General features: G+C 72.3%; 16 protein-coding genes. 9 read left to right on the forward strand and 7 right to left on the reverse strand.

Annotated elements, in window-relative coordinates; all coding sequences use genetic code 11:
* Positions 1–7 precede the first annotated feature (7 nt).
* The 4 genes from IOD14_RS24775 to IOD14_RS24790 are packed head-to-tail and all read right to left on the reverse strand — an operon-like array spanning position 8 to position 4,730.
* Positions 8–1,843 (reverse strand): ATP-binding protein, encoded by a 1,836-nt coding sequence (locus IOD14_RS24775; RefSeq protein ID WP_212671557.1) that lies wholly within the window; start codon positions 1,841–1,843, stop codon positions 8–10.
* Positions 1,840–2,541 carry a response regulator transcription factor gene (locus IOD14_RS24780; protein ID WP_123987010.1) on the reverse strand — a complete coding sequence of 234 codons (702 nt, stop codon included), beginning with the start codon at positions 2,539–2,541 and terminating at the stop codon, positions 1,840–1,842. Before IOD14_RS24780 ends, IOD14_RS24775 begins: the two co-directional genes overlap by 4 nt.
* An 18-nt stretch (positions 2,542–2,559) precedes the next feature.
* Entirely contained in the window at positions 2,560–3,303 is a 744-nt protein-coding gene (locus tag IOD14_RS24785; protein WP_123987011.1) for a L,D-transpeptidase family protein, read from the reverse strand.
* A 41-nt stretch (positions 3,304–3,344) separates the two neighbouring features.
* On the reverse strand, positions 3,345–4,730 hold the full coding sequence (locus tag IOD14_RS24790) for a M1 family metallopeptidase (RefSeq protein ID WP_212671558.1): 1,386 nt from the start codon (positions 4,728–4,730) through the stop codon (positions 3,345–3,347).
* A 141-nt stretch (positions 4,731–4,871) separates the two neighbouring features.
* Here IOD14_RS24790 and IOD14_RS24795 point away from each other — a divergent pair, with 141 nt between their 5' ends.
* Entirely contained in the window at positions 4,872–5,222 is a 351-nt protein-coding gene (locus tag IOD14_RS24795) for a DUF488 family protein (protein WP_123987013.1), read from the forward strand.
* Here the strand turns inward: IOD14_RS24795 and IOD14_RS24800 are convergent.
* Together IOD14_RS24800 and IOD14_RS24805 are read right to left on the reverse strand one after the other, a co-directional pair.
* Positions 5,219–6,892, reverse strand: coding sequence for an FAD-binding dehydrogenase (locus tag IOD14_RS24800; protein WP_212671559.1), 1,674 nt, complete (start codon positions 6,890–6,892; stop codon positions 5,219–5,221). The genes IOD14_RS24795 and IOD14_RS24800 overlap by 4 nt on opposite strands.
* Positions 6,893–6,909: 17 nt before the next feature.
* Positions 6,910–7,536, reverse strand: coding sequence for a TetR/AcrR family transcriptional regulator (locus IOD14_RS24805; RefSeq protein ID WP_212671560.1), 627 nt, complete (start codon positions 7,534–7,536; stop codon positions 6,910–6,912).
* 113 nt (positions 7,537–7,649) lie between these two features.
* On the opposite strand from IOD14_RS24805, the gene IOD14_RS24810 reads away from it, so the two are divergent.
* The 3 genes from IOD14_RS24810 to IOD14_RS24820 all read left to right on the forward strand — a co-directional run bounded on the left by IOD14_RS24810 (position 7,650) and on the right by IOD14_RS24820 (position 10,553).
* Positions 7,650–8,279, forward strand: coding sequence for an alpha-ketoglutarate-dependent dioxygenase AlkB (locus IOD14_RS24810; protein ID WP_212671561.1), 630 nt, complete (start codon positions 7,650–7,652; stop codon positions 8,277–8,279).
* Between the two features lie 244 nt (positions 8,280–8,523).
* The gene (locus tag IOD14_RS24815) at positions 8,524–9,270 is read left to right on the forward strand and encodes an MBL fold metallo-hydrolase (protein ID WP_212671562.1); all 747 of its coding nucleotides are present in this window, start codon (positions 8,524–8,526) and stop codon (positions 9,268–9,270) included.
* Between the two features lie 41 nt (positions 9,271–9,311).
* Entirely contained in the window at positions 9,312–10,553 is a 1,242-nt protein-coding gene (locus tag IOD14_RS24820; protein ID WP_123987018.1) for a DUF4032 domain-containing protein, read from the forward strand.
* A 1-nt stretch (position 10,554) separates the two neighbouring features.
* Here IOD14_RS24820 and IOD14_RS24825 read toward each other — a convergent pair whose 3' ends face one another.
* Entirely contained in the window at positions 10,555–11,427 is an 873-nt protein-coding gene (locus IOD14_RS24825) for a universal stress protein (RefSeq protein ID WP_212671563.1), read from the reverse strand.
* Between the two features lie 60 nt (positions 11,428–11,487).
* On the opposite strand from IOD14_RS24825, the gene IOD14_RS24830 reads away from it, so the two are divergent.
* The 5 genes from IOD14_RS24830 (at position 11,488) to IOD14_RS24850 (ending at position 18,462) form a co-directional block, all read left to right on the forward strand.
* Complete coding sequence (locus IOD14_RS24830) at positions 11,488–11,841, forward strand: VOC family protein (protein ID WP_123987020.1); 354 nt, start codon at positions 11,488–11,490, stop codon at positions 11,839–11,841.
* A 120-nt stretch (positions 11,842–11,961) separates the two neighbouring features.
* On the forward strand, positions 11,962–13,638 hold the full coding sequence (locus tag IOD14_RS24835; RefSeq protein WP_123987021.1) for an FAD-dependent oxidoreductase: 1,677 nt from the start codon (positions 11,962–11,964) through the stop codon (positions 13,636–13,638).
* Positions 13,635–15,095 carry an ATP-binding protein gene (locus tag IOD14_RS24840; protein ID WP_212671564.1) on the forward strand — a complete coding sequence of 487 codons (1,461 nt, stop codon included), beginning with the start codon at positions 13,635–13,637 and terminating at the stop codon, positions 15,093–15,095. The genes IOD14_RS24835 and IOD14_RS24840 overlap by 4 nt, the downstream gene beginning before the upstream one ends.
* The gene (locus IOD14_RS24845) at positions 15,092–15,445 is read left to right on the forward strand and encodes a UBP-type zinc finger domain-containing protein (RefSeq protein ID WP_123987023.1); all 354 of its coding nucleotides are present in this window, start codon (positions 15,092–15,094) and stop codon (positions 15,443–15,445) included. The genes IOD14_RS24840 and IOD14_RS24845 overlap by 4 nt, the downstream gene beginning before the upstream one ends.
* A 68-nt stretch (positions 15,446–15,513) precedes the next feature.
* Positions 15,514–18,462 (forward strand): helix-turn-helix transcriptional regulator, encoded by a 2,949-nt coding sequence (locus IOD14_RS24850; RefSeq protein WP_212671565.1) that lies wholly within the window; start codon positions 15,514–15,516, stop codon positions 18,460–18,462.
* Positions 18,463–18,467: the final 5 nt, after the last annotated feature.

Consider the following 18,467-nt stretch of genomic DNA (forward strand, 5'->3'; position numbering starts at 1 on the left):
CGAAGGTTCAGGCGTCCGCCCGGGGCCCGGGCCCCCCGGGCAGTCGCAGGGTGAAGGCGCTGCCCGTGCCGGGTTCGCTCGTCGCCTCGACTGTTCCGCCGTGGGCCGCGACGAGGTGGCGGACGATGGGGAGGCCCAGGCCGGAGCCTCCGGTACGACGGCTGCGGGACTTCTCCGCGCGCCAGAACCGGTCGAAGACGTGCGGCAGGTCGTCGGGCGCGATCCCGGTGCCGGTGTCGGTGACCGCAAGGACGACGTCGTCGCCGTCCCTGCGCCCCGACAGGGTGACCGTGCCGCCGGCCGGGGTGTGGCGCAGCGCGTTGGAGACCAGGTTGCCCAGCGCCTGGCGCATCCGGACCGGGTCGGCGTCCAGCCAGGGCTCACCGTCGACGTCGGTGCTCAGCCCGACCCGGCCCGCGTCGGCGGCGACCCGGTGGGCGGCGGCGACCTGCTGGAGGAGCTCGTCGCAGCGGACGGGCTCCCGGTGCAGCCGCAGGGTGCCGGCGTCGGCGTCCGCGAGGTCCTGGAGGTCGTCGATGACGCGCTGGAGGACGAGCGCCTCGTCGTGCAGGGAGGCGAGCAGGGGCGGGTCGGGGTCGACGACGCCGTCCCGGGTGACCTCCAGCCAGCCGCGGATGTTGGTGAGCGGGGTGCGCAGTTCGTGGGCGATGTCGCTGACCATCGCCTTGCGCTGGGCTTCGAGGCGCTCGCGGCGTTCGGTCAGGTCGTTGAAGGCGACGGCGAGGATGCCGGTCTCGTCCCGGGTGGTGACGGGGACGCGCACATGGAGTTCGGGCGGCTGCTGGGCGGCCGCGGTGAGCGCGCGCAGCGGCCGCACCAGACGGGTCGCGACCAGGGCGGTGGCGGCCACGGTGACGGCGAGCACGAGACCCGCGGTGCCGACGACCTTGGCCTTGTTGGCCGGGGACATGTCGAACAGCACGGCGGGGGTGTCCCCGGTGCCCAGGAAGAGTTCGGCCGCCGGTGCCACGTACGGGTCGAGCTGGGCGCGGCGGGCCTGGTCGAGGCAGGGCTGGACCAGGCGCGCCTCCTTGGCGGCGAGCTTGCCGGACAGGGGACCGCGCAGGTCCAGCCCGGTCGGTTCGTTCCCCACCAGCGCGGCCAGCGTGGGATCCAGACCGGCCTTGGTGAGGCAGTCGCGGGTGAGCCCCTGGAGGGCCTTGACCGCCTTCTCCTCGGTCGGGGTGGGTGTGTTGAGCAGTCCGTCGGCGCAGGCGTCGGGCACGTAGTCGGGCACGGAGCCGGTGTCCTGGTCGGTCAGGACGGTCCGCCCGCTCGGGCCACGGCTCAGGCGTGTCTCCACACCGAACCGCTCGAAGCAGAGCTGTCGCTTGCGGGCCAGGGCGTCGACCTTGACGCGTTCCGCCTCGGTGAGCCGGAACGGGCCCACCGCTCGCGGGTCGATGCCGGAGATCTGGGCGCCGCGCTCGCTGTAGGTGTCGGTGTGCAGGGGGTCGACGGCGGCGGCCGCGCCCGGTGGCAGGGAGGTGCCGGGCGGCGCGGAGTCGGCGATGACCCGGCGGTCCGTGGCGGTCAGGGCGATGCGGCGGCCGGTCTTCGCCGACAACTCCCTCACGGTACGCGCCACATGGGACCAGTCCGGGTGGGTCGCCGCGTACCCGCTGAGCTCGGCGAGGACGTCCATGTCGTCGGCGAGCGCCTGCCCCTGCTCCTCGCGCAGGGCCTGGGTGGTGGTCGCCACGGCCAGCCAGGCCGTCGCGGCCACCGAGCACACGGCGATGAGCCCGGACGTGATCAGCAGACGGACCAGCAGCCGCTTGTGCAGAGGTATCCGGCGGCCCGGCGGTGTCCGCGCGCTCATCCGCGGCCGCCGCTGAGCTTGTAGCCCACGCCGAACACCGTCAGGAGTCTGGCCGGGCGGCGCGGATCGGCCTCGATCTTGCGGCGCAGGTTCATGATGTGCACGTCCACGGCCCGTTCGGTGGAGGCCCGGTCGGTGCCCCGGGTGACCTCCAGCAGCTGCCGCCGCGAGAAGACCCGTTCGGGCTCGGCGACCATGGCCGTCAGGATCTCGAACTCGGCCGGAGTGCACTCCACCGGCGCCCCGTCGCAGCGGACCTCGTGCCGTACGGGATCGACGGCGAGGCCCGCGGCGCGGACGACGGGGTCCTCGCGCCGGTCGGAGGCGGCGCCCCGTCCGCTGCGCCGCAGCACGGTCCGGATGCGGGCCATCAGCTCGCGCGGGCTGTACGGCTTGGTCATGTAGTCGTCGGCGCCCAGTTCCAGGCCCAGCAGGACGTCGTCCTCGTCGGAGCGTGCGGTGAGCATCACGACGGGGATGTCCGCGTCCCTGCGGATCACCCGGCACACCCCGAAGCCGTCGATCACCGGCAGCATCAGGTCCAGGACGACGAGGTCGGGGGCCGCACGCCTTACCGCGTCCAGGGCGGCCCGCCCGTCGTGGACCACGGTGGCGGTGTGACCCTCCGCGAGCAGGGACCGCCGTATCAGTTCGGCCTGCATCTCGTCGTCCTCGGCGACCAGCACATGTGCGCACACCCGGCGGATCCTAGGCGCTCAGCGGTTCAGGGACTTCGCGTCGCCCATGACGACGACGGGACGCAGGGCCGGGTCCAGGGTGAGCAGCAGCTCCTTCATGTGCTTCTCGGCGATGCTCACACAGCCGTGGGTGGGCCCGCCGTGGTCGACGTGCAGCCATATCCCGCCGCCGCGGCCCGCGCCGAGCGGGCGGGTCCAGTCCAGGGGTGAGGTGCCGGGCCGCCGGTTGTAGTTGATGGCGATCACGTAGTCGAAGGACCCGGCCAGCGGCTCGCCCTCGAAGCCCGTGCCGGGCGCGGTGAAGCCGGAACCGCGGTCGTAGGAGAGCTTGGTGCCGGGGTTCTTCAGCAGTCCGCCGGCGTCCGTGAGGGTGTAGACGCCGATCGGTGAGCGCAGGTCGCCCGCCGTGTGGTGGTCGGTCCAGCCCTTGAGGGCGTTGTGCGCGGGCCAGCTCGCGCCGGCCCGCCAGCCGGCCTCGGTGCGCTCGTGGAGCACCACGGTGGAGGCCGACGAGTCGCGGCCGCGCCCGGTGACCACGACGGCCTGCCGGGCGTCGGCCGGTACCTTCGCCCATGTCCTGGGGCCGAGGCCGGGTATCTGCTGGGGAGCGACCTCGACGGAGATCTCCGGCGAGGGGGTGGTCGGCGAAGGCTCCCTGGACGGGGCGGGCATGCTCTCCGTGCTGGCCACGGCACCGCCGCCGCATCCGGTCAGAAGCAGGGATGCGGCGAGCAGGGCCACATGGGTTCTGCGTGTGATCATGGAATGACTCTGGCCGACACTTGTGAGGAACTCGTCAGTTTCTAGGGCCTGTTCGGCTTGCCCGGCGCGTAGAGCCAGGTGTGGAACAGGCTGTCCAGGTTCTTGCCCGAGACCCGTTCCGCGAGGCGCTCGAACTGCGCGGTGGTGCCGTGGCCGTCGCGGTGCCCGGTCGCCCAGGCGCGCAGGATCAGGAAGAACGCCCGGTCGCCGACGGCCTTGCGCAGCGCGTGCAGGGTCATGGCGCCGCGGGCGTAGACAGGGGTGCCGAAGATGTTGGCTCCGCTGCCGGGATCACCGGGCGGGAACTCCCACAGGTCGTCGCTCGCGGGTTTCGCGTAGAGGTCGTCGAAGGCCTTCTGGGCGCTGTCCCCGCCGTGCTGCTCGGCGTAGAGCCATTCCGCGTAGGTCGCGAAGCCCTCGTTGAGCCAGATGTCCTTCCAGGAGGTGAGCGAGACGGAGTCGCCGAACCACTGGTGGGCGTTCTCGTGGACGAGGGTGCTCAGGTCGGGTGCCCGGTCGTAGACCGGACGGGACTGGGTCTCCAGCGCGTAGCCGACGTTCGGGGCGTGGTCCACGATCGATCCGGCGGCCCGGAACGGGTAGGGCCCGAAGAGCTTGCTCTCCCACTCCAGGACGGAGGGCAGCTTCTTGAGGACGGGGGCCGCGGCGGCGGCCTCGCGGGAATCGACGGCGTTGTAGACGCGGATGCCGTTCCTGGTGGTGAACTGCTCCACCTTGAACTTCCCGACGGTCGCGGTGGCCAGGTAGGCGGCCATCGGTTCGCTCTGGCGCCAGCGGAACGTGGTCTTCCCGTGCGTGGTCCGCTGGGAGAGGAGGACCCCGTTGGCGACCGCGGTGCGTCCCTGGGGGACGGTGATGGTGAAGTCGTACGACGACTTGTCCGTGGGGTGGTTGTTCGCCGGGAACCAGGTCATCGCGCCCTGCGGCTCCCCGGCGACGAAGGCGCCGTCGTCGGTGGGGATCCAGCCGTCGAGGGAACCGTCGGGGTCGGTGACGGGGCCGGGCTTCCCCTGGTAGGTCACGGTGACGGTGAATCGTTCCCCCTTGCGCAGGGCGCGCTGAGGGGTGACGACGAGTTCCTGGCCGTCACGGCGGAACCCGGCCTTGGCGTGACCGACCGTCAGAGCGGTGACGGTCAGCCCCTTGAAGTCCAGGTCGAAGCGGGTCAGGCGCTGGGTGGCGCGGGCGGTGATCACCGCCTTCCCGTCGAGGTGGCGGCTGCCGGGGTCGTAACGGAGTGTCAGGTCGTAGTGCCCGACGTGGTATCCGCCGTTTCCGGCCAGCGGGAAGTAGGGGTCACCGGCTCCGGAAGAGCCCGTCGGCCCGGGCGCGGCGGCCCCGAGCAGCGCCACGAGGGCGACGGGGGTGCTGACGACGACGAAGGTGCGTCTGACGGCCTTCGGCACGTGCGCTCCTACAGTTCGGGGGGTGGACAACTGCTTCACACTAAAGGCCCCTCTCGAGCAACTCACCCTTGATCAGGTCAAGACGGGCCGGGCCCGGCAGTACGCTCCGCACGCACCGACCCCTTCGTCGAGAGGCCGCTCGTGAGCGTGCGCATCCGCCGTGTCTACGAACCCCCCGAGCCCGCGGACGGCGTCCGCGTCCTGGTCGACCGGTTGTGGCCGCGCGGTCTGTCCAAGGAGGCGGCCCGTGTCGACGAGTGGCCGAAGGCGCTGACCCCGTCGACCGAGCTGCGCCGCTGGTACCACGCGGGCGAGGGGTCGTACGAGGAGTTCGCCGAGCGGTACGAGGCAGAGCTGGCCGATCCCGAGGCGGCCGGACTCCTCGACCGGGTCCGGGAGTTGGCGCGCAAGGGTGACGTGACCCTGCTGACCGCGTCGAAGACGCCGGAGCGGAGCCACGCCACCGTGCTGGTGCGCCTGCTGGAGTCCTAGCCGACCTGCTTGGCAGCCGCCCGCCCTGCCGCGCGCCCCGAGAAGAGGCAGCCGCCGAGGAAGGTGCCCTCGAGCGCGTTGTAGCCGTGGACCCCGCCGCCGCCGAAGCCGGCGACCTCGCCCGCCGCGTACAGGCCCTCCAGGGGCTTGCCGTCGGCGCCCAGGGCGCGGGAGTCGAGGTCGGTCTGGATGCCGCCGAGGGTCTTGCGGGTCAGGATGTGCAGCTTGACGCCGATCAGCGGGCCGGCGGCGGGGGCGAGGATGCGGTGCGGGCCGGCGACCCGGCCGAGGCGGTCGCCGATGTAGCGGCGGGCGTTGCGGATGCCCTGCACCTGGGCGTCCTTGCTGTAGGAGTTCGCGATCTGCAGGTCGCGGGCCTCGATCTGGCGGCGGATGGAGCCGGCGTCGAGGAGCGCCTTGCCGGTGAGCCCGTTCATCTTCTCGACCAGCTGCTCCAGGTTCGGGGCGGTCACGAAGTCCGCGCCCTTGCGCAGGAAGGCGTCGACGGGTCCGGGGGCGCCCTTGCCCAGGACACGCTCCTTGAGGAAGCCGGCGCGGTCCTTGGCGGTGATGTCGGGGTTCTGCTCGGAGCCCGAGAGCGCGAACTCCTTCTCGATGATCTTCTGGGTGAGGATGAACCAGGAGTGGTCGTGCTCCGCGATGTCCTCGGTGGTGCGCAGGTGCCGGAGAGTGCTGAGGGTGTCGTAGCCGGGCAGACACGGCTCGGGCAGCCGGCGGCCGAGGGCGTCGAACCACATCGAGGACGGGCCGGGCAGGATGCGGATGCCGTGGCCGGGCCAGATGGGGTCCCAGTTCTGGATGCCCTCGGTGTAGTGCCACATGCGGTCGCGGTTGACCAGGCGCACGCCCGCGCCCGCGCTGATGTCGAGCATGCGGCCGTCGACGTAGGCGGGCACGCCGGTGACCATCTCCGCGGGCGGGGTCCCGAGCCGCTCGGGCCAGTAGCGGCGGACGATGTCGTGGTTGGCGCCGATGCCGCCGGTGGTGACGACGACGGCCCGGGCGGTGAGCTCGAAGTCGCCGATGCGCTCGCGGCTGGAGGCGACCCCGCGCGCGGAGTCGTCCGCGGCGAGCACGGTCCCGCGTACGCCCCGCGCGGCGCCCTCCTCGATGACGAGCTCGTCGACCTGGTGGCGGTGGTAGAAGGTCAGCAGTCCGTCGCGGGCGGCCTGTTTGGCGTACCCCACGAAGGGTTCGACCACTCCGGTGCCGGTGCCCCAGGCGACATGGAAGCGGGGCACGGAGTTGCCGTGTCCGTGGGCGGTGAGGTCGCCGCGCTCGGCCCAGCCGACGGTGGGCAGGAACTTGATGCCGTGGCCTTCCAGCCAGGACCGCTTCTCCCCCGCCGCGAACTCGACGTAGGCCCGCGCCCAGCGCACCGCCCAGGAGTCCTCGTCGTCGACGCGGTCGAACTGCGCGCTGCCCTGCCAGTCGCTCCAGGCGAGGTCGAAGGAGTCCTTGATGCCGAGGCGGCGCTGCTCCGGGCTGTCGACGAGGAAGAGCCCGCCGAAGGACCAGAAGGCCTGGCCGCCGAGGTTGGCGGCGTTCTCCTGGTCGACCAGCGCGACCCTCCTGCCGCGGCTGGTGAGCTCGTGCGCGGCAACCAGGCCCGCGAGCCCCGCTCCGACGACGATGACGTCGGCATCCATGGCGACCGTCCCTTCCCTCATGCGGTGGTGTCGCTGCCGTCGGTGAGCAGCGCGGTGAGCAGTTGCCCCAGCCAGACGCGGGCGCGCTCGACGTCCCGGTCCAGCAGGAGTTGGACGGTGACCCCGTCGTAGGCGGCGACCACGGCGTGGGCGGCGCCCTCGACGTCGTGGAGCACGTCGGGCAGTCCGGTGTGCCCGCGCGCGTGGGCCAGCCGTTCGGCGATGGCGCGCCTGAGCCGGGCCCGGTGTTCGAGCAGGGTGCGGGCGACCTCGGGGGCGCGGGCGGCGTGCACCAGGAAGTCGGTCTTGACCAGGAGCCAGTCCCGGTCGAGGAGCAGCACCTCGGTGACCCGGTCCACGGCGGCCGGTACGTCGAGTCCGGGTCCGTCGAGGGCGAGGGCCCCGGAGACCTGCTCCGCGATCAGGTCGGCACGCTGCTGGTAGAGCGCGAAGAACAGCTCGTCGAGGCTGTCGAAGTTCGAGTAGAAGGCGCCCCGGCTGTATCCGGCGGCCTCGCAGACCTCCTCGATCGACACCCGCCCGAAGCCCTTGGCGGCGAACACCGCGAAGGCGGCGTCCAGGAGTTTGGCACGCGTGCGGACCCGGCGCCTGGTCACGCGCCTGGTCGTGTCCTCCACCACCATGTCGGCCTCCGTTCGATACGGGAATGTATCCGATACAGCGATGTATCGAAAGAGTCGCACACGTCAGCGAATTTCATGGGAACAGATTTTCGAATCCGGAGTACGCTGGACTCATGACCGCGCACCTCCAGGGCTCCCTGTTCGACCAGACCGACGAGCTCCGGCTCGGCCCCCTCGACGGGATCCGCCGTACCGTCCTCGGCCTCGGCGCCTGGATCGACGTAGTGCCCGGATGGCTCGGCGGCTCGGACGCCCTGTTCGAACGACTGGCCGCCGAGGTGCCGTGGCGGGCGGAGCGCCGCACGATGTACGACCATGTCGTCGACGTACCGCGACTGCTGGCCTTCTACGGCGTCGAGGACACGCTGCCCCATCCGGTGCTGACGGAGGCGCGGGAGGCGCTCACCGCGCACTACGCCGACGAACTCGGCGAGCCGTTCACCACGGCCGGGCTCTGCTACTACCGCGACGGCCGGGACAGCGTCGCCTGGCACGGCGACCGGGGCGGGCGGGGCGCGAGCCAGGACACCATGGTCGCGATCGTCTCCGTGGGTGCCCCGCGCGACCTGCTGCTGCGGCCGGCGCGCGGTGGCGGTGAGACGGTCCGGAGGCCGCTCGGCCACGGCGACCTGATCGTGATGGGCGGCTCCTGTCAGCGCACCTGGGAGCACGCCGTGCCGAAGTCCACGCGCGCGACGGGACCGCGCATCAGCGTCCAGTTCCGAACGCGCGGCGTGCACTGAGGCACCGCACGGCGTGCACCGGCGCCCCGCGCGGCGTGCACCGAGGCGGAGAGGCGGCCGCTTCGGGGGCACGCGGGGGCTGCCTCCGGCGGACGGTGCCGGAGGCAGCCTCGTCCCGCCGGGAGCCGGAGGCTTGAGTCCAGGGGAAGTTGACCGCTTGAAGACCGGTACCCGCCGCTCCGGATCGCCTGAGCGTCTGCTTTGCTGTGTGCCGTCGTGCAGGGACTCATCGGGCGGGGCGATCATGAGCGCAGGCGTGCAGCAAGTCGCGGACGGCACCTATCTGGTGCAGGGCAGCAACACCAACTGGGTGATCCTCACCGAGGGAAGCTCCGCCACGCTGATCGACACCGGCTACCCCGGCGACCGGGAACAGGTCCTCGCCTCCCTGACGGAGGTGGGGAGTTCACCGGAGGCGGTCACCGCCGTGCTCATCACCCACGCCCACAACGACCACCTGGGCTCCGCCGAGTACCTGCGCAGCGCCTACGGCACGCCCGTCTACCTGCACGAGGCCGAAGTACCGCACGCGCGGCGCGAGTTCCTGCACCAGGTGTCCGTCGGGACGGTCCTGAAGAACGGCTGGCGCCCCGGCGTGCTGCCGTGGGCGGTGCACGCGATCCGCGTGGGCGGCACGGCCCATGTGCCGGTGGTCTCCCCGCAGCCGTTCCCGGCCGAGGGCGCTCTCGATCTGCCGGGCGGCCCGGTGCCCGTGCACACGCCGGGCCACACCGACGGGCACTGCGCCTTCCACCTCCCCGAGCGCGGCGTGGTGATCTCCGGTGACGGCCTGGTCAGCGGTCATCCCACCTCGCGCGTCAAGGGGCCCCAGTTGCTGCCGGACATGTTCCACCACGAGCGCGCGCGTGCCGTGGCCTCGCTGGAGGTGTACGCGGAGCTGGACGGCGATCTGCTGCTGCCGGGACACGGTCCGGCACACCGTGGTCCAGTCCGTGAAGCGGCACTTCAGGCCAGGGACCGGGCGCTCTAAGGTGAGGTGACGATCACCGCCCAGGCAAGGACAGAGCACCGATGGCACTGCAGATCAGCGCGACGAACCCGGAGCATCCCGCGCTCCTGCTCGAACTGCCGTGGCACCTGCCCCTGGAGCAGTGGCCGGAGGAGGTCCTGGTCCCGCTGCCGCGCGGCATATCCCGCCACGTGGTGCGCTACGCCCGCGCCGGCGACGAGGTCATCGCCGTCAAGGAGCTCGCCGAGCGCCCGGCACTGCGCGAGTACGAGCTGCTGCGCGATCTGGACCGGCTCGGCATCCCGGCCGTCGACCCGCTCGCCGTGGTCACCGGGCGCACCGACGCCGAGGAAGCCCCGCTGGAGTCGGTGCTGGTCACCCGGCACCTGGGCGGCTCGATGCCGTACCGCTCGATGTTCGAGACGACCATGCGGCCCGCCACCATGCACCGCCTGATGGACGCGCTGGCCGTCCTCCTGGTCCGTCTGCACCTGGCCGGGTTCGCCTGGGGCGACTGCTCCCTGTCCAACACCCTCTTCAGACGGGACGCGGGCGCCTACGCCGCCTACCTGGTGGACGCCGAGACCGGCGACCTGCATCCCCAGCTCAGCCCCGGACAGCGGGACTACGACCTCGACCTCGCGCGCGTGAACATCAGCGGCGAGCTGCTCGACCTGGAGGCGTCCGGGGCGCTGCACCCCTCGGTGGACGCGATCGAGTTCGGCATGGAGATCTGCTCCCGCTACGGCAGCCTGTGGGAGGAACTGACCCGCAGGTCCGTCTACCCGGCGGGCAAGTACCACTTCATAGAGCGCCGGATCCGCCGGCTCAACGACCTCGGCTTCGACGTGGCCGAGATGCAGATCGAGCACGCGCCGAACGGCGACACGGTCACCTTCGTGCCGAAGGTCGTGGACGCCGGTCACCACCAGCGCCAGCTCCTGCGCCTGACGGGACTGGACACCGAGGAGAACCAGGCCCGGCGGCTGCTGAACGACCTGGAGAGCTGGATGGCCACCCAGGACGACTACGCCCCGGGGGACCCGCTCGGCGCCCGCCCCGAGGTGCTCGCGCACCGGTGGGTGCGGGACGTCTTCCGTCCGACCGTGCGGGCCGTGCCGCTGGAGATGCGCGGGTCGATGGACCCGGCGGAGATCTACCACGAGCTGCTCGAACACCGCTGGTACCTGTCCGAGCGGGCCCAGCACGACATCGGGCTGGACACCGCCGTCGACGACTACATCACCAACATCCTTCCCAAGGCCCGGGAGACGCTCCAGCCCACGCCCGCAAGCACGGAGTGACTCAGTTGTGCGGCACCACGGCCACCGGGCAGTCCGCGTGGTGCAGCACGCCGTAGGCGACCGAGCCGATCCGCGCGCCCACGGCGGTACGGCGGGCCCGGCGGCCCACGACCATCAACTGGGCCCGTGCCGTCACCGACAGCAGCACCTGCCCCGCGCTGCCCATCTCCACGTGCTCGACGACCGGCACGTCGGGGAAGCGCTCCCGCCACGGCTGGAGCGCCGAGGCCAGGGCCTTCTTCTCGTACGGCTCCAGACCGCCGGCCTCGTCGAGCAGCTTGAGCGAGCCCGGGCTGTAGGCGAACACCGGCGGCAGCGTCCAGGCCCGCACGGCACGCACGGTCGCGCCCCGGGCCGCCGCCGTCTCGAAGGCGAACCGCAGGGTCTCCGCGCTGTCCTCCGGGTCGCCCTCCTGACCCACCACGATCTCGCGCCCCGAGACCTCCGCGGTGGCCTGGTCCCCCGCCCGCACCAGCACCACGGGCCGCGTCGTCTCGGCGATCACCTGCTGGCCCACCGAGCCCACCAGGAAGCCGACCACCGGCCCGTGCCCGCGGGAGCCCAGGACCAGGAACTCGGCATCGGCCGCGGCGGAGACCAGCACGTCGACACTGCCGCCCTCCACCAGGTCGGTGTCCACGTCGAGTCCGATGTGCCGCCCCGTGACGGTCCGGACGGCCTCGGCCATGGCGTCCCGCGCCCAGCCTGCCTGGGTGTCCCGGTCCCCCGCGTCGATCCCCTCGTACGGCTGGAACCGCCAGGCGTGGACCACCCGCAGTCCCGTCCCTCGCCGGACCGCCTCCCGGGCCGCCCAGCCCAGTGCGGCGAGGCTCTCCTCGGTTCCGTCGATGCCTGCGGTGATCGGGCGGGTCATGCGGTGGCCTCCCTGTTCGCGGTCACGTGCGTCAGGTCCAGTCTTCACTACGCTGCTCGTATGGCCTTGGAATGGGAACAAGTCATCGTGGACTCGGCCGATCCCGTCGCCCTCGGGCGCTGGTGGGCCGAGGCGCTGGGCTGGGTGGTGGTCGGGGACGCCCCGGACGAGTTCGAGATCCGCCCCGACAAGGACCGGATGCCGGGACTGCTGTTCGTGCCGGTGCCGGAGGCGAAAACCGTCAAGAACCGGCTCCATCTCGACTTCCGGCCCGACGACCGGGACGCCGAGGTCACCCGCCTCCTCGCCCTGGGCGCGCGGCACACGGACATCGGGCAGGGCGAGCAGTCCTGGGTGACGCTGGTGGACCCCGAGGGCAACGAGTTCTGTGTGCTGGGCGAGCGCCGAGCCTGACCCCGGCAGGGTCTGCCATACCTGCGCGAAGCCGGGCGATCGAACATACGATGGGCGGGACCGGGCCGGTGCCCACGGGGGGCGTCATGCCCCGACCGACCGCCCGGGGTGGGGAGACGCATGGCACAGGCCGCCGAATCGGCGCGGACCGTCATCCTGACCGTGGACGACGACCCGGGGGTCTCCCGTGCCGTCGCCCGCGACCTGCGGCGGCGCTACGGCGAGTCGTACCGGATCGTGCGCGCGGAGTCCGGGGAGTCCGCGCTGGAGGCGCTGCGGGAGCTGAAGCTGCGCGGCGACCTCGTGGCGGTGATCCTGGCCGACTACCGCATGCCGCAGATGAACGGCATCGAGTTCCTCGAACAGGCCCTGGACGTGTATCCGGGCGCCCGCCGCGTGCTGCTGACGGCGTACGCGGACACCAACGCGGCGATCGACGCGATCAACGTCGTCGACCTCGACCACTACCTCCTCAAGCCCTGGGACCCGCCGGAGGAGAAGCTCTACCCGGTCCTCGACGACCTCCTGGAGGCGTGGCGCTGCAGCGACTACCGGCCCGTGCCCGCCACCAAGGTGATCGGGCACCGCTGGTCGGCGCGCTCCTCGGACGTGCGCGAGTTCCTGGCCCGCAACCAGGTGCCGTACCGCTGGTACTCCACCGACGAGCCCGAGGGGCAGCGGCTGCTGGCGGCCGCGGCGCAGGACGGACAGCGGCTGCCGGTGGTGATCACCCCGGACGGCACTCCCCTTGTCGAGCCGGAGGCCCCCGACCTGGCCGCGCACGTGGGGCTCGCCACGACCCCGACCGCCGACTTCTACGACCTCGTCGTCATCGGCGGCGGCCCCGCCGGGCTCGGTGCGGCGGTGTACGGGGCCTCGGAGGGGCTGCGGACCGTGCTCGTGGAGCGCTCCGCGACCGGCGGACAGGCCGGGCAGAGCTCCCGGATCGAGAACTACCTGGGCTTCCCCGACGGTGTGTCCGGTGCCCAGCTCACCGACCGGGCCCGACGGCAGGCGACCAAGTTCGGCGCCGAGATCCTCACCGCGCGTGAGGTGGCCGGCCTGGAGGTCAACGGCGCGGCTCGCACCGTGCGCTTCTCGGACGGGTCGGCGGTGGCCGCGCACAGCGTGATCCTGGCGACCGGTGTGTCCTACCGGCAGCTGGAGGCGCCCGGCTGCACCGACCTGACCGGGTGCGGGGTGTACTACGGCTCGGCGCTGACCGAGGCGGCCTCCTGCCAGGGGCAGGACATCTACATCGTCGGCGGCGCCAACTCGGCCGGACAGGCGGCCATGTACCTGTCCCGGGGCGCCAAGTCGGTGACCCTGCTGGTGCGCGGTCCCGACCTCGCCGCGTCGATGTCGCACTACCTGATCCAGCAGATCGAGGAGGCGCCCAACATCTCGGTCCGCGCGCGTACCGTCGTGGAGTCGGCGCACGGCTCGGACCATCTGGAGCAGCTGACCCTGCGCGACGTGGACACCGGTGAGACCGAACTCGTCGACGCGCAGTGGATGTTCGTGTTCATCGGGGCGGCCCCGCTGACCGGCTGGCTGGACGGCACGGTGCTCCGGGACGAGCACGGGTTCATCCTGGCCGGGCCCGACCTGACCGCCGACGGGCGACCGCCTGCGGACTGGGAGCTGGACCGGCCGCCGTACCACCTGGAGACCAATGTTCCGGGCGTTTTCGTCGCGGGCGACGCGCGCGCCGAGTCCGCGAAGCGGGTCGCGTCCGCCGTCGGAGAGGGAGCCATGGCCGTGATGCTCGTCCACCGGTATCTGGAGCAGTCGTGAGCGGGCAGTTGATGCCGTGCAGCCCCGGGGAGATCGGGTCGCTGTTCCTGTTCGAGAAGCTCACCCCTGAGCAGCTCGGGCAGCTGTGCGCCGGGGGCCGGGTGGAGCGGTTCGAACCCGGTCCGGTGTACACCGAGGGTGAACCCGCCACCTGCTTCTACGTGATGATCGAGGGCACGGTCGTCCTCTCCCGCCGGGTCGGCGGTGACGACGTGGAGATCAGTCGCACCTCGCAGCCAGGGGTCTACGCGGGATCCATGCAGGCGTACCTCGGCGACCGCGTGCAGCAGACGTACAACGGCTCCATGCGGGTCACCGAGCCCTCACGGTTCTTCGTGCTGCCCGCGGAGACGTTCTCGGCCTTCATGCAGGAATGGTTCCCGATGGCGGTCCATCTGCTGGAGGGGCTCTTCTTCGGTTCGAAGAACACCCAGCGGGCCATCGGGCAGCGGGAACGGCTGCTGGCGCTCGGCTCGTTGTCCGCCGGTCTCACGCACGAGCTCAACAACCCGGCGGCGGCTGCCGTACGGGCCACGTCGACGCTGCGCGAGCGGGTGGGCAAGATGCGCCACAAGCTCGGCATCATCGCCCAGGGCTCCTACAGCCCCGAGGTCATGGCCAACCTGATCGACATCCAGGAGCGCACCGCCGAACGCGTCGCCAAGGCGCCGACGTTGAGCCCTCTGGAGGCCTCCGACCGGGAGGACACCCTCGCCGACTGGCTCGACGACCACGGCATCCAGGAGGGCTGGCGGATCGCGCCCACCTTCGTCCAGGCCGGCCTGGACGTCGACTGGCTGGACCAGGTCGCGGCCGCCCTCGACGAGGAGATGCTGCCGAACGCGATCGGCTGGCTCAACTACACCGTCGAGACCGAGCTGTTGATGGACGAGATCAACGACTCCACGGCCCGGATCTCGCACCTCGTCGACGCGGCGAAGCAGTACTCCCAGCTGGACCGCGCGCCCTATCAGGTGGCCGACGTGCACGAACTCCTCGACAGCACGCTGCTGATGCTGTCCGGGAAGATCGGTCAGCAGATCAAGGTCGTCAAGGAGTACGACCGGACACTGCCGAGGATCCCGGCCTACCCCGCCGAGCTCAACCAGGTGTGGACCAACCTGATCGACAACGCGGTGCAGGCCATCAACAGCGTGGGCGGGGAGGGCACGTTGACCGTCCGCACCGCCCTCGACCACGACCGGCTGCTGGTGGAGTTCCGGGACACCGGGCCCGGGGTGCCGCCGGACATCCGCGGACGGATCTTCGATCCCTTCTTCACCACCAAGCCGGTGGGCGAGGGGACGGGTCTCGGGCTCGACATCTCCTGGCGGATCGTGGTCAACAAGCACCACGGGACGCTCCAGGTGGAGTCGTCGCCGGGCGACACCCGCTTCCAGGTGCTGCTTCCGCTGACCGCCGTGGACAACGACGAGACGACCGAGGAGCCGGAGTGACCGACATCAAGGGGATCGACCCGAGCGTGCCGCCCAGCGGGGACGGGTGTGTGGAGTGCGACGCGATGGGTGGATGGTGGTTCCATCTGCGGCGGTGTGCGCAGTGCGGGCACGTGGGGTGCTGCGACTCCTCGCCCGGTCAGCACGCCACCGGCCATTTCGGGGAGTCCGGGCATCCTCTGGTGCAGAGCTTCGAGCCGGGCGAGGAATGGTTCTGGAACTTCGAGACGAACGAGATGTTCGAGGCGGGGCCGGAGTTGGCGGGGCCGGGGAGTCATCCGCAGTCGCAGCCGGCGCCCGGGCCCGAGGGGCGGGTGCCGGCGGACTGGGCTCGCACCTTGCGCCGATGAGCCGGGGCCGGCCGGTCTGACCCCGGGCGGGTCGCGCGGCCGGCCGTGCGAAGTGCCAGGATGTACGCGTGTCGCAGATCTCCATCAGTACGCCCCTCATCGGGCGAGAAGACGAGCTCGTCCGGCTTTCCGGGGTGCTGGAGCGGGCTCGGGGTGGAGAGGCGCGGGCCGTGCTCGTCGCCGGGGACGCCGGGGTCGGCAAGACGCGGCTCCTCGACGAGGTGGCCCGCAGGGCTGCCCGAAGCGGCATGACCGTGCTCACCGGTCACTGTGTCGATCTCGGTGATGTCGGACTGCCGTACCTGCCGTTCACCGAGGTGCTCGGGGCGCTCGCGCAGGACGAGCGGTTCGCCGCGGCCCTCACCGCCCATCCGGTGGTGGAGCGGTTGCTGGGGGGCGGCTCCGCCGGGGACTCCGGTGGCCGGCTCCGACTGTTCGAGGGCATCGCCGGGCTGCTCGCCGACCTCGCCGACGCCCATCCCCTGCTGCTCGTCCTGGAGGATCTGCACTGGGCCGACCAGTCGTCCCGGGACCTGCTGCGGTTCCTGCTCAGCCGCGGGATCCTGCAGCGGTCGGCGGGAGGAGCGCCCACACATCGGCTGGCCGTACTCGCCTCCTACCGCGCCGACGATCTGCACCGACGACATCCGCTGCGGCCGCTGCTCGCCGAGCTGGTGCGGCTGCCCGGTGTCGAGCGGCTGGAGCTGCGGCCGATGGCCGACGGCGAGGTGGCCCGGCTGGTGCGGGCGCTGCGCGAGGGGCCGCTGCCGGACACCACGGTGCGGCGGATCGTCGAGCGGGCCGAGGGCAACGCCTTCTACGCCGAGGAGTTGCTCGCCGCCACGGGGAGCGGGGACGGCGGGATGCCCAGTGGGCTCGCCGATGTGCTGCTGATCCGCTTCGAGCAGCTGTCCGACACCGCTCAGCAGGTGCTGCGCACCGCCGCCGTCGCCGGGCGGCGTGTCGAGCACGACCTGCTGCGGGACGCCGTGCGCCTGCCCGAGGAGGAACTGGAGGCGGCCCTGCGCGAGGCCATCGGGCGGCAGCTGCTGGTGCCCGGCGAGGGGGACACGTACTCCTTCCGGCACGCCCTGGCCCGGGAAGCCGTGTACGCCGATCTCCTGCCGGGCGAACGGGCGAGGCTGCACGGAGCGTTCGCCCGGCTGCTCGACGGGCGGGGCCATCGGGCCGAGAGCGCGGCGGAGCGGGCCCACCACTACCGCGAGAGCCACGAGCTGGCCCCCGCGCTCGCCGCCTCGCTGGAGGCCGCGGACCACGCAGAGCGGGTGGGGGCGCCCGCCGAGGAGCTACGGCATCTGGAGGCGGCCCTCGACCTGTGGTCGGCGGTGGAACCGGCCGCGCGGCCCGAGGCCGAGGGGGTCGACCAGGTCCGGCTGATGCTGCGGGCCTCGGCCGCCGCCGCGCACACCGGCGAACTGCACCGGGCGGTCTCCCTCACGCGGGCCGCGCTCGCCGGCGTCGGCCAGGAGGCGGACTCCGAGCTCGCCGCCCGGGTCCGCTACACCCTGGCCGGGAACCTCATGAGCGTCGACAACCTCACCGCGGCCTTCGCCTACAGCAGCGAGGCGCTCGCCATGATCCCCGCCGATCCCCCGTCCCGTACCTGGGTGTGGGCCGCGGCGACCCATGTGCTGGCGGCCCGTCATGTCGGGGAGAACGAGACCGCGCTGCGGATCGCCCGGCACGCCCTCGGCAGGGCGGAGCAGCTGAGCGTCACGGACGCCCGGGCGGACCTGCTGATCTCCCTGGCGATCCTCGAGGGCGGCGGCCGACGCACGGCGGAGGGACGGGAGCGGCTGCGGCAGGCCCGGGAGCTGGCCCGGAGCTCGGGCAACGCGCCGGTGGAGATGCGGGCGCTGTTCAATCTCGCCGTGGGCACCTTCGAGTCCGGGCATCTCGAGGAGTGCCTGCCCTGGATCACCGAGGGCCTGGACCGCGCCCGCCGGGCCGGGCTGCTGTCGTCGCCGTATCCGATGGAGATGCGCTATCTGCGGCTGCTGGTGCTGTACACGCTGGGCCGCTGGGACGACTGCGTCCGGGCGGCGAACACCGACGCCGAGGTGCTGCCCGCGGCCGGCGGGTACACGATGGCGCCCGCGCTGTACGTGGCGCTCGCGCGCGGCGACTTCAGTGCCGCGGACCGGGCCCGGGTGCTGCTGGAGGGGCCGTTCGACTGGATGGCCACGCTCGTCGCGGGCATCGTGCTGACCGACGCGGCGGCGCTGCGGGGCGATGCGGAGGAGGCCGTGGAGCGGATGCGGTCCACCGTCGCGGCACTGACCGACGAGACCGGCGCGCCTCCTCACGTCACCGTCCGGCTGGCCGCCCTCGCGCTGTCCGCGGTCGCCGACCGGGCCGCCGAGCTGCGCCTCAAGGGGGATCTGGCCGGGGCGCTTCGCTGGGCGGAGACCGCGACCGAACTGGTGGAGCCGGCCAGGACCGCCACCGTGCGGGGCGAGGGCGGCATACCGCAGGGCCCGGAGGGGCAGGCCTGGCTGGCCCGGGCGGAGGCGGAGTGGACGCGGGCCACCTCGGGGCCGGACGTGCAGGCCTGGGCGAAGGCGGTCGCCGCGTTCGACTTCGGTGACGTGTACGAACCGGCGCGGTGCCGGCTGCGGTACGCCGAGGCCCTGCTCGCGGCCGATCGGCGCGAGGAGGCCGCCGTCGAGGCGCGGGCCGCTCGCGAGGTGTTCGCCCGGCTGGGCGCCGAGGTGCTGTTGGAGCAGGCGGACGCACTGATCCGGCGCGGCCGTCTCGCCGACTCCCCGGCCGCCACCGCGTCACCTCTGACGGCTCGCGAGCAGGACGTGCTGCGGCTGCTCGCCCGGGGGCGCAGCAACCGCCAGATCGGCGAGGAGCTGTTCATCACGGGCAAGACGGCCAGCGTGCACGTCTCCAACATCCTCGCCAAGCTGGGTGCGGCGAGCCGCACCGAGGCCGTGGCCGTCGCCTACCGCGAGGGGCTGATCGCCCCGCAGACGGCGGCCGACGGCTGACGGTC

The sequence above is a fragment of the Streptomyces sp. A2-16 genome (assembly GCF_018128905.1).
Classification (GTDB): Bacteria; Actinomycetota; Actinomycetes; order Streptomycetales; family Streptomycetaceae; genus Streptomyces.

Excerpts from the sequence above, each read along its gene's own strand:
- IOD14_RS24815 (WP_212671562.1), top strand. The coding sequence starts at position 8,524 with ATGAGCGCAGGCGTGCAGCAAGTCGCGGACGGCACCTATCTGGTGCAG.
- IOD14_RS24810 (WP_212671561.1), top strand. The coding sequence starts at position 7,650 with ATGACCGCGCACCTCCAGGGCTCCCTGTTCGACCAGACCGACGAGCTC.
- IOD14_RS24820 (WP_123987018.1), top strand. The coding sequence starts at position 9,312 with ATGGCACTGCAGATCAGCGCGACGAACCCGGAGCATCCCGCGCTCCTG.
- IOD14_RS24800 (WP_212671559.1), bottom strand. The coding sequence starts at position 6,892 with ATGGATGCCGACGTCATCGTCGTCGGAGCGGGGCTCGCGGGCCTGGTT.
- IOD14_RS24835 (WP_123987021.1), top strand. The coding sequence starts at position 11,962 with ATGGCACAGGCCGCCGAATCGGCGCGGACCGTCATCCTGACCGTGGAC.
- IOD14_RS24825 (WP_212671563.1), bottom strand. The coding sequence starts at position 11,427 with ATGACCCGCCCGATCACCGCAGGCATCGACGGAACCGAGGAGAGCCTC.
- IOD14_RS24775 (WP_212671557.1), bottom strand. The coding sequence starts at position 1,843 with ATGAGCGCGCGGACACCGCCGGGCCGCCGGATACCTCTGCACAAGCGG.
- IOD14_RS24785 (WP_123987011.1), bottom strand. The coding sequence starts at position 3,303 with ATGATCACACGCAGAACCCATGTGGCCCTGCTCGCCGCATCCCTGCTT.
- IOD14_RS24830 (WP_123987020.1), top strand. The coding sequence starts at position 11,488 with ATGGCCTTGGAATGGGAACAAGTCATCGTGGACTCGGCCGATCCCGTC.
- IOD14_RS24805 (WP_212671560.1), bottom strand. The coding sequence starts at position 7,536 with ATGGTGGTGGAGGACACGACCAGGCGCGTGACCAGGCGCCGGGTCCGC.